This window comes from Rhizorhapis sp. SPR117, from assembly GCF_021742065.1.
This window is the reverse complement of the sequence record NZ_JAKKIE010000103.1, coordinates 1-7,337: the sequence shown is the minus strand read 5'-3', so window position 1 is coordinate 7,337 and position 7,337 is coordinate 1. Positions and strand designations below refer to the sequence as shown.

At 57.1% G+C, this 7,337-nt stretch carries 12 protein-coding genes and 1 tRNA gene; 4 read left to right on the top strand and 9 right to left on the bottom strand.

Annotated features, from left to right (window positions below; genetic code table 11):
• Window positions 1–68: 68 nt before the first annotated feature.
• From L3X40_RS20305 to L3X40_RS20290, 4 genes are all read right to left on the bottom strand, one after another.
• Complete coding sequence (locus L3X40_RS20305; RefSeq protein ID WP_237367208.1) at window positions 69–209, bottom strand: hypothetical protein; 141 nt, start codon at window positions 207–209, stop codon at window positions 69–71.
• A gap of 138 nt (window positions 210–347) precedes the next feature.
• Entirely contained in the window at window positions 348–722 is a 375-nt protein-coding gene (locus tag L3X40_RS20300) for a VOC family protein (protein ID WP_237367207.1), read from the bottom strand.
• Window positions 723–756: 34 nt separating this feature from the next.
• Window positions 757–1,011 carry an integrase arm-type DNA-binding domain-containing protein gene (locus tag L3X40_RS22600; RefSeq protein ID WP_445177224.1) on the bottom strand — a complete coding sequence of 85 codons (255 nt, stop codon included), beginning with the start codon at window positions 1,009–1,011 and terminating at the stop codon, window positions 757–759.
• Window positions 1,012–1,204: 193 nt separating this feature from the next.
• A tRNA-Tyr gene (locus L3X40_RS20290) sits at window positions 1,205–1,290 on the bottom strand.
• Between the two features lie 102 nt (window positions 1,291–1,392).
• On the opposite strand from L3X40_RS20290, the gene rlmB reads away from it, so the two are divergent.
• Entirely contained in the window at window positions 1,393–2,133 is a 741-nt protein-coding gene (rlmB, locus tag L3X40_RS20285; protein ID WP_237367205.1) for a 23S rRNA (guanosine(2251)-2'-O)-methyltransferase RlmB, read from the top strand.
• Between the two features lie 25 nt (window positions 2,134–2,158).
• Window positions 2,159–2,932 (top strand): hypothetical protein, encoded by a 774-nt coding sequence (locus L3X40_RS20280; RefSeq protein ID WP_237367204.1) that lies wholly within the window; start codon window positions 2,159–2,161, stop codon window positions 2,930–2,932.
• A 90-nt stretch (window positions 2,933–3,022) separates the two neighbouring features.
• Here the strand turns inward: L3X40_RS20280 and L3X40_RS20275 are convergent, their stop codons facing one another.
• On the bottom strand, window positions 3,023–3,340 hold the full coding sequence (locus L3X40_RS20275) for a 2Fe-2S iron-sulfur cluster-binding protein (protein ID WP_237367203.1): 318 nt from the start codon (window positions 3,338–3,340) through the stop codon (window positions 3,023–3,025).
• Window positions 3,341–3,423: 83 nt separating this feature from the next.
• Here L3X40_RS20275 and L3X40_RS20270 point away from each other — a divergent pair, with 83 nt between their 5' ends.
• Window positions 3,424–4,041, top strand: coding sequence for a DNA-3-methyladenine glycosylase family protein (locus L3X40_RS20270; protein ID WP_237367202.1), 618 nt, complete (start codon window positions 3,424–3,426; stop codon window positions 4,039–4,041).
• On the opposite strand, the gene L3X40_RS20265 is transcribed toward L3X40_RS20270, so the two are convergent.
• Both L3X40_RS20265 and L3X40_RS20260 read right to left on the bottom strand, forming a co-directional pair.
• On the bottom strand, window positions 4,036–5,757 hold the full coding sequence (locus L3X40_RS20265; protein WP_237367201.1) for a SulP family inorganic anion transporter: 1,722 nt from the start codon (window positions 5,755–5,757) through the stop codon (window positions 4,036–4,038). The genes L3X40_RS20270 and L3X40_RS20265 overlap by 6 nt on opposite strands.
• Complete coding sequence (locus L3X40_RS20260; RefSeq protein ID WP_237367200.1) at window positions 5,744–6,016, bottom strand: helix-turn-helix domain-containing protein; 273 nt, start codon at window positions 6,014–6,016, stop codon at window positions 5,744–5,746. The genes L3X40_RS20265 and L3X40_RS20260 overlap by 14 nt, the downstream gene beginning before the upstream one ends.
• A 75-nt stretch (window positions 6,017–6,091) precedes the next feature.
• Between L3X40_RS20260 and L3X40_RS20255 the strand changes: the two genes are divergently transcribed.
• A complete protein-coding gene (locus L3X40_RS20255; RefSeq protein ID WP_237367199.1) occupies window positions 6,092–6,472 on the top strand; it encodes a DUF983 domain-containing protein in 381 nt (126 codons plus the stop codon).
• A 36-nt stretch (window positions 6,473–6,508) separates the two neighbouring features.
• Here the strand turns inward: L3X40_RS20255 and L3X40_RS20250 are convergent, their stop codons facing one another.
• Together L3X40_RS20250 and L3X40_RS20245 are read right to left on the bottom strand one after the other, a co-directional pair.
• Window positions 6,509–6,907 carry a low affinity iron permease family protein gene (locus L3X40_RS20250; RefSeq protein WP_237367198.1) on the bottom strand — a complete coding sequence of 133 codons (399 nt, stop codon included), beginning with the start codon at window positions 6,905–6,907 and terminating at the stop codon, window positions 6,509–6,511.
• A gap of 76 nt (window positions 6,908–6,983) precedes the next feature.
• Window positions 6,984–7,337 (bottom strand): plastocyanin/azurin family copper-binding protein (locus L3X40_RS20245; protein ID WP_237367197.1); only part of this gene is annotated, 354 nt, incomplete at its 5' end.

Sequence of the window (7,337 nt, the reverse complement as noted above, 5' to 3'; positions counted from 1 at the left end):
GGTGGTTCAAACATGGGTCAGTTCTCGACGGAAATTTATATCCCTCCCGGGTCAACTCTCAGCGGTAATCAACACCCCATGAGTTCCTGGCGATGCGGCTCAAGATTGGCGAGCGTGGGAACGGCGATCTTCTTGAATTCGCATTTCTGGCGAAGCACGTCATGCAGGACCTCGGGCGACGGCCTTGCATCGTCGTTTCTGAACGGCACGAAGCCGCCTGTCCGCGTGCTCAGAAGGTTCCGGCCGGAAAACGCAGCCGGAAAGCCTGGTGCGTCGTTCGTGGGACGCTTACGGCCAGGCAGCTTGCGCCGCGGCCCACTAAACGAGTTACGGCAGGTTAGTGCCGATCAGCCGACACTAAAGCCGCAGAGCTTGTTACCGTCCAAATCGCGAAAGTAGGCGAAATGCATCTTCGGAGCACGTTCACCTGGGGCGCCATCGTCAGTCCCACCGAGTTCGATTGCTTTCGCGTGGAACGCAGCCACCTCCTCGCCAGAGTCGAAACTAAATCCTGACATGCTGCCGTTCCCGACTGTCGCAGGCTGCCCGTCAAACGGTCCCAAGACGCCGAACGACAGCTTTCCCGCCTTCCCGTAAATCCGGCCACCCGACGGATGTTCGAACAGCGCCGTCATGCCAATAGAGCCGAGAAGCGCATCATAGAACCCTTTGGCCTCCGGGAGCCTATTCGATCCGACTGTCGTATAGCTGAGATCTGCCATCGGGCTCTCCGTCGTTTGTCGCTATTAGTGTTCCTCAAGGGCGCAGACGCTGCGCTATGCAGTGTCCGTCGGCAAGTTGGGCGTCAGGAGCCAGAACGCCTTTCCCAAAAACGAATGGATTGCCTCCGCTATATCCCGCAGCACCTTTAGCAGCGTCGCGCTGCAAACGCAAGAGCCAGTAAGCACCGCCGCGCTTGTCCACTTTTAGGAACAGCCCCTCCCCGTCCTGATAGGTGCCGGGTTTCGCCAAAGCCGCCTTGACCGCAATCGCCGTGAGCTTGCCCATCATCTTACCCACACACTTTCCTCCCCCACATCGAGAGGTCAATGTGTGGGGGTAAACCGATTTACCCCCACATTACCCCCACACTACGCTCCGGTTGCAGGTAAACAGCAACGGCCACGAGCGGACGGTAGCGGGATTATACTCTAGGTTTTTCGGGATTTCTAGGGATTTCGGCGAACGCCCCCGGATGGGCTGCTGGTGGACAGGGCTGGATTCGAACCAGCGTACGCTCTCGCGGGCAGATTTACAGTCTGCTGCCATTAACCACTCGGCCACCTGTCCATGGAAGCCATGCAGACTTTTGTAAAAAAAGTCCGTAGGAGGCGCGTCTTTGGCGAATGGAGGCTTGCCTGTCAATGCCGGTCCGTGGAAAAGGCGTGGATTATGAAAAGAGGACATCGAACCGGCAAACCCAAGGGCGGCTTCCCCCGCTTCTGGGGTCGCCATGCGGTTATCGCCGCGCTTGCCAACCCTGATCGGGTGGTGCGCAAAATCTGGGGTACGCGAGAGGCGCTGACGGCGTTGGAACTGCCGCCTGTGCTGCCGATCGTCTATTCGGACGTCGCCGATCTTGGCCGGATGGTGCCGGGCGATGCGCCCCATCAAGGGATCGTTGCCGAAGTGGAACCGCTGGAGGACATCTGGCTGGGCGATATATTGGAGCAGGGTCGGGACGACATGCGGCCCATCCTGGTTCTCGATCAAGTGACCGATCCGCATAATATCGGCGCAATTTTGCGATCTGCCGCTGCCTTTGATGCACTGGGCATTGTCACACAAGACAGGCACGCACCGCCAGAATCCGGCACCATTGCCCGCGCGGCCAGTGGCGCATTGGAAATCGTGCCCTGGGTCCGCGTCGTGAACCTCGCCCGCGCGCTCGACGAGATTGCCGACGCCGGCTACTGGCGTATTGGTCTTGATGGAGAGGCAGATACATTGCTGGACAAGGCAATCGGCACGTCCAAGGTTGCGCTGGTCCTGGGTGCGGAAGGTGATGGCCTTCGTCACAACAGCATGGCGCATTGCGATATATTGGCTAAACTGCCGATCAGTCCGCGGATGGAAAGCCTCAACGTGTCCAATGCCGCCGCAATAGCCCTTTACGCGACGGCCAATCGCTGATCGGGCCCATAAAGGGGGAATGGCCATGCAACATGTCGTCCGAACCACTTTTACTCTGTGCATGGCCCTGCTTTTAAGCGCCTGCCTGCTCACGCCGGGCAAGTTCGATTCAACCTTGGACATCCGTGCCGATCGCAGCTTCACCTTCACCTATAAGGGGGAAGTCATCGCGCTCGACATGGCCAAGGAAATGGGCAAGGGCATGGGAACGCCAGATGTGCAGGACGAAAGCTGGGATGATGTAAAACCATCTGACAGTTCGTTCATGCCGATTGCCTTTTCACCGGAGGATGATTCAAGCAGTGATGGCACAAATGCCGACGGCTCCGACGATACGGCAGACACTGAAACAAAGATGAAGGCCATGGCTGAGGCGCTGTCGAAGGAAGCCGGTTATAAATCCGTGCAATATGTCGGCGGTAATAAATTTCTGATCGATTATGAAGTCCACGGCACGCTGGACCACAGCTTTGTCTATCCCTTCAATATCGATGCGGAAATCGTCTTTCCCTTCATTGCTGTCGAATTGTGCGGACGTGATGTGGTGCGCGTCAAGGCGCCGGGCTTTGCCAATGATGACAAAAAGGGTGGAATGGGCGGAATGGGACCACCCAGCCCGTCTGAAAATGCGCTCAATGGCACTTTCACTCTTACCACCAATGCTGAAATCATCAGCCAGAACAATGAAAATGGCGTGGTCGCGGTGCCCGATGGCCGCAAGATCGTGTGGACCGTCACGCCACTGACCAAGGATGAACCCATGGCGGTTTTGAAACTGACTACACTGCCAGGAAAGTGATTTTCCAAAGGTCGCCCTTGGTGGAAATCACACGGCCATAAAAAGAGCGGCGAAACCGCCGCTCTTCGTTTCTGCAATGTAGCAGCAGCCTTAATCTTCCGGGGCGATGATGACTTTCAGGCCGTCCAGAGAATCATCCATATTGATCTGGCACGACAGACGCGAATATTCATTGCGATGGTCGGAACTGTCGAGCAGGTCATTTTCGTCCTCGCTCATTGCGGGCAGCTTGTCCGCGAAAGCCGGATCGACATGGACGTGACACGTGGCGCAGGAACAGCATCCGCCGCACAGGGCAAGCAACTCATCAAAACCACTATCGCGGATGACCTCCATCACCGACAGACCGCTGTCCCCATCGACTGTCTTTTCTTCGCCATCCCGGGTAACAACAACCAACTTCGGCATTTATGCCCTCCTCAAATTTCTCAAAGCCGCTATTAGGGGCCAGCGCACATAAATCAAGCCAAAGCGACCGGAGCAGGACGCAAATGGGATTAAATCAGGAACAATTACGCGCATCAATGGATGCACTGGCCGCTGTCGAGCCGGGATTTGGTGCAGCCCTCGCCCGTGTAGGCTATCCCGAACCACGAATCCGTCCGCGCGGCTATGAAACGCTGTTGCGCACGATTGTCGGCCAACAGGTCAGCGTAAAGGCCGCCGCCGCGGTATGGAGCAGGTTGGAAGCCCTTCTGGGGGAAGGCTGCGCAGCTGACCGACTTCTGGCGAGCGATTTCGATGCATTACGTGCTTGCGGTCTTTCGCGGCAGAAACAGGGCTATGCGCGCAGTCTGGCAGAACTGGTGCTTTCTGGCGCCCTTGACCTCCATTCCCTGCCGGAAGAGGATGAAGAGGCGATTGCAGCACTGGTGGCGGTCAAGGGAATCGGACGCTGGTCAGCCGAAATTTACCTTTTGTTCGCCGAGGGGCGTCACGACATCTGGCCAGCAGGCGACCTTGCCGTTCAGATAGAGGTAGGACGCATATTGGGCCTGCCTGAACGGCCCAGCGAAAAAACGATTCGAGAGGTCGCCGAAGCATGGCGACCCCATCGCGGCGCGGCGGCAATCATGGCCTGGCATCATTATAATACTACGGTCTTATAGCGTTCTTGCCTTTTCCAACGCCTGCGCAAAATCGGCTGCCAGGTGAAGCGGAGCAGCAGGTCCATGGGCTTGGATGTGCGCCAACCGATCAATGATGCTCTGATCCGGCATGCACAAAATAACCGCACTGTTGAGGCGGGCGCATTGGCGGCGCAGTTCCGCAAGGGCGACAAGGCCGCTTGAATCAAGGAATGGCACATCCTCCATGCGCAGGATGATGGCACGGGGCGGACGGGCAATACGTTTCAATACCTCGACCAGCTCTCCCGCGACGCCAAAGAAGAACGGCCCTGCGATGCGAAACACCTCCACGCCTTCGGGCAAGGCATCGCGCTGTCCCGGCTCCTCACCCAGATTGTCAGACACAGCGCCGATCTGAACGGTACGGGCCATACGCGCCATGAACATGAGCGAGGCGAGCGTCACGCCAACACCAATGGCAACTGTCAGGTCGACCAGCACCGTCAGGCCGAAAGTGATAAGCAACACCGCGCGGTCATCCGCCGAAATTCGCAACAGGCTGATGAAGCGTCCTGCCTCGCTCATACCCCATGCGACCATCAGCAGCACTGCAGCAAGAGTCGCCATCGGCACCAGCTTCATCAGGTCGCTGGCAAACAGGACGAAAAGCAGCAATGCAGCAGAATGGATTATGCCGGAAACCGGGCTCGTCCCGCCACTACGCACATTAGTTGCGGTTCGGGCGATGGCGCCGGTGGCGGGCAATCCGCCAAATAAGGCTGACCCCATATTTGCAACGCCCTGCGCTACCAGTTCCTGATTGGAGCGATGCCGATAGCCGGTCATGCCGTCCGCCACGACTGCCGAAAGCAATGCTTCGATCCCGGCAAGAAAGGCGATTGTGAAGGCAGCAGGCAATACCTCAACAACCTTCCCCATACCAAAATCGGGCAACGCTGGTTTCGGCAGTCCCGAAGGCAAATCAGGAAAGCGTGAACCGATGGTGGCTATATCCAGTCCCCAAAATCGCACCACAAGCGCCGACAAGATAATCACAATCAGATAGGCAGGAAGCTTTGGCGCAAACCGCCGCAACAGCAGCAGGACCACGAGGCACCCAAGCCCCACGGCCAGAGTGACGCCATCAAATGTCCCGGCAGAGCCGATATAGGCCTGCCAGCGGGGCAGGAAATCGGCGGAAACATCGGGGATCGAAAGGCCAGCAATATCCATGACCTGACTGGTCGCAATGATGATGGCGATACCGGCAGTAAAGCCCGTTACCACAGGTGCCGGGACAAAACGCACCAATCCACCAAGACGTGAATAGCCCGCCACGATCAGTATGATTCCTGCCAACAACGTAGCCAGCACCAGGCCATCATAGCCATGTTTGGCAATCACGCCGAACACGACAACCACGAAAGCGCCGGTCGGTCCGCCAATCTGCACCCGCGATCCGCCGAGCAGAGAAATCAGCAATCCTGCGACAACAGCCGTCACCAGCCCTTTGTCGGGCGATGCGCCACTTGCGATGCCCAATGCCATGGCCAACGGAAGCGCCACCACCGCGACAGTAATTCCCGCCAGAAAATCCGCCCGGAACCGTGTCCAGCCATAGCCCTCGGCCATCACGGTTGCCAATTTTGGTAGGAAACGCTCATGCGAGGGCGATGCGGAATAGGCTTCGCGGTCATCCAGGACGTGACTGTCGCCCCGGCCCGCACGATCAAGCCAGCTTTCAAAGATCGGCATGTGCACTGCCCTCCGCGGAAAGCAGGCGGACGCCCCGACCGCCGTCCGTGCTTGGCGCATTATCGCCAATCAATTCTATTCCGGCTTCACGGAGCCCTTCGATGACCTTCATCAATGTATCGACATTGCCCCGGACAATACCATCCGATGCCTCCATCCTCTGCACCGTCGGCAGCGATATGCCGACCAATGCCGCCAGGGCGCGCTGATCGATTCCAAGAAGTGCGCGGGCAGCGCGAAGCTGGCCAGATGTTACCATTATTTATCGACCTTGATGTTTAAGACATCACTACAGGTGGTTGATATATCTTTCGGACTGCCCTATGACAAGGACATGTCTGAAATCGCCGATCGACCATTTCTGCCACGGCTTACTCTCGCGCTACGCGGACGTTGCCCCGCCTGCGGGCAATCACCGCTCTTTGCGCGCTTTCTGAAGCCCGTGGATCATTGCGAACATTGTGGGCAAAGCTGGCAGGGTCATCAGGCGGATGATTTCCCCGCTTATCTGGTCATCCTGCTGTTGGGTCACATCCTCGTGCCGACCATGATTGAAGTAAATCTGCTGTTCAGCCTCGCCATTGTCACACAGATGGTGCTCTGGCCCACTTTAACGGCAATTCTTGCCCTGTTGTTGATTCAGCCCGCCAAAGGAGCAGTCATTGCTTTCCAATGGTCGCGACGCATGCATGGGTTTGCCGAACAGAAAGCATAACGGCGGCGTATCCACCCGATGTTCCAGAGTTCGTGATCAGCGGCGTTTGATCAGCCGCTGCACCACACCATGGCGAAAGCTGCCCTCGCCATAGGTTTTCTCCAGCATATTGCGGATTTCCTCCAGTTCAGTTTCCGTCAAATGCTCAATACCGATAAACTCGTTCCGCGCCGGTTCGAGCGCGCGGATCAGTTCGTCGAGCTTCGCCTGGATAGCACTCGCATCGCGATTCTGGGCATTCTGAATCAAGAACACCATCAGGAATGTGACAATGGTCGTGCCGGTATTGATGACCAACTGCCAGGTATCCGACCAACCGAAAACGGGACCGCTTATACCCCAGCCCAGGATGATCAGGATCGCCAGCATAAATGCCTGGGGCTGCCCCGCCAGCATCGCCACATCTCGTGCAAATCGCGTAAAAAAACGGTCCATCAGGCATGGTTCCACTGTGTTTGTGGGGAGGAAGATGGACGAAACAATGATGCCGCGCAAGCGGCGAGAAAGCCGGCTATTCGACGACGATCTCACCTTTCATACCAAAGCCGCTATGCAGGAAATGCGTGCATTTCACGCTATAATGTCCGGCCTTTGGTGTCAGGATGACGTCCGCGCTGGTCCCTTTTTTCAACTCCACCTTTCCCTTGACAACCAATCGCGCACTGGTGGGATCAATAGTGGCGGCAGCGAAAAAATCGGGGGCGGAAAAATTATGCCCACCCGAACCCTGATTGGCAAAATGCAGCACCACCTTTTTTCCGGCGGTTAATCTTAGATCAGATGGTGTGAAGCTGAATGACTGACCGGCTGATGCCGGTAGGATCAAGTGGAGGGGCTGAAGCCGTTTCTGTGGGAATGCCGGTCC

Bases quoted from the DNA above. Each gene is read 5' to 3' on its own strand.
- L3X40_RS20300 (WP_237367207.1), bottom strand. From the start codon at position 722: ATGGCAGATCTCAGCTATACGACAGTCGGATCGAATAGGCTCCCGGAG.
- L3X40_RS22600 (WP_445177224.1), bottom strand. From the start codon at position 1,011: ATGATGGGCAAGCTCACGGCGATTGCGGTCAAGGCGGCTTTGGCGAAA.
- rlmB (WP_237367205.1), top strand. From the start codon at position 1,393: ATGAAAAGAGGACATCGAACCGGCAAACCCAAGGGCGGCTTCCCCCGC.
- L3X40_RS20280 (WP_237367204.1), top strand. From the start codon at position 2,159: ATGCAACATGTCGTCCGAACCACTTTTACTCTGTGCATGGCCCTGCTT.
- L3X40_RS20275 (WP_237367203.1), bottom strand. From the start codon at position 3,340: ATGCCGAAGTTGGTTGTTGTTACCCGGGATGGCGAAGAAAAGACAGTC.
- L3X40_RS20270 (WP_237367202.1), top strand. From the start codon at position 3,424: ATGGGATTAAATCAGGAACAATTACGCGCATCAATGGATGCACTGGCC.
- L3X40_RS20265 (WP_237367201.1), bottom strand. From the start codon at position 5,757: ATGCCGATCTTTGAAAGCTGGCTTGATCGTGCGGGCCGGGGCGACAGT.
- L3X40_RS20260 (WP_237367200.1), bottom strand. From the start codon at position 6,016: ATGGTAACATCTGGCCAGCTTCGCGCTGCCCGCGCACTTCTTGGAATC.
- L3X40_RS20255 (WP_237367199.1), top strand. From the start codon at position 6,092: ATGTCTGAAATCGCCGATCGACCATTTCTGCCACGGCTTACTCTCGCG.
- L3X40_RS20250 (WP_237367198.1), bottom strand. From the start codon at position 6,907: ATGGACCGTTTTTTTACGCGATTTGCACGAGATGTGGCGATGCTGGCG.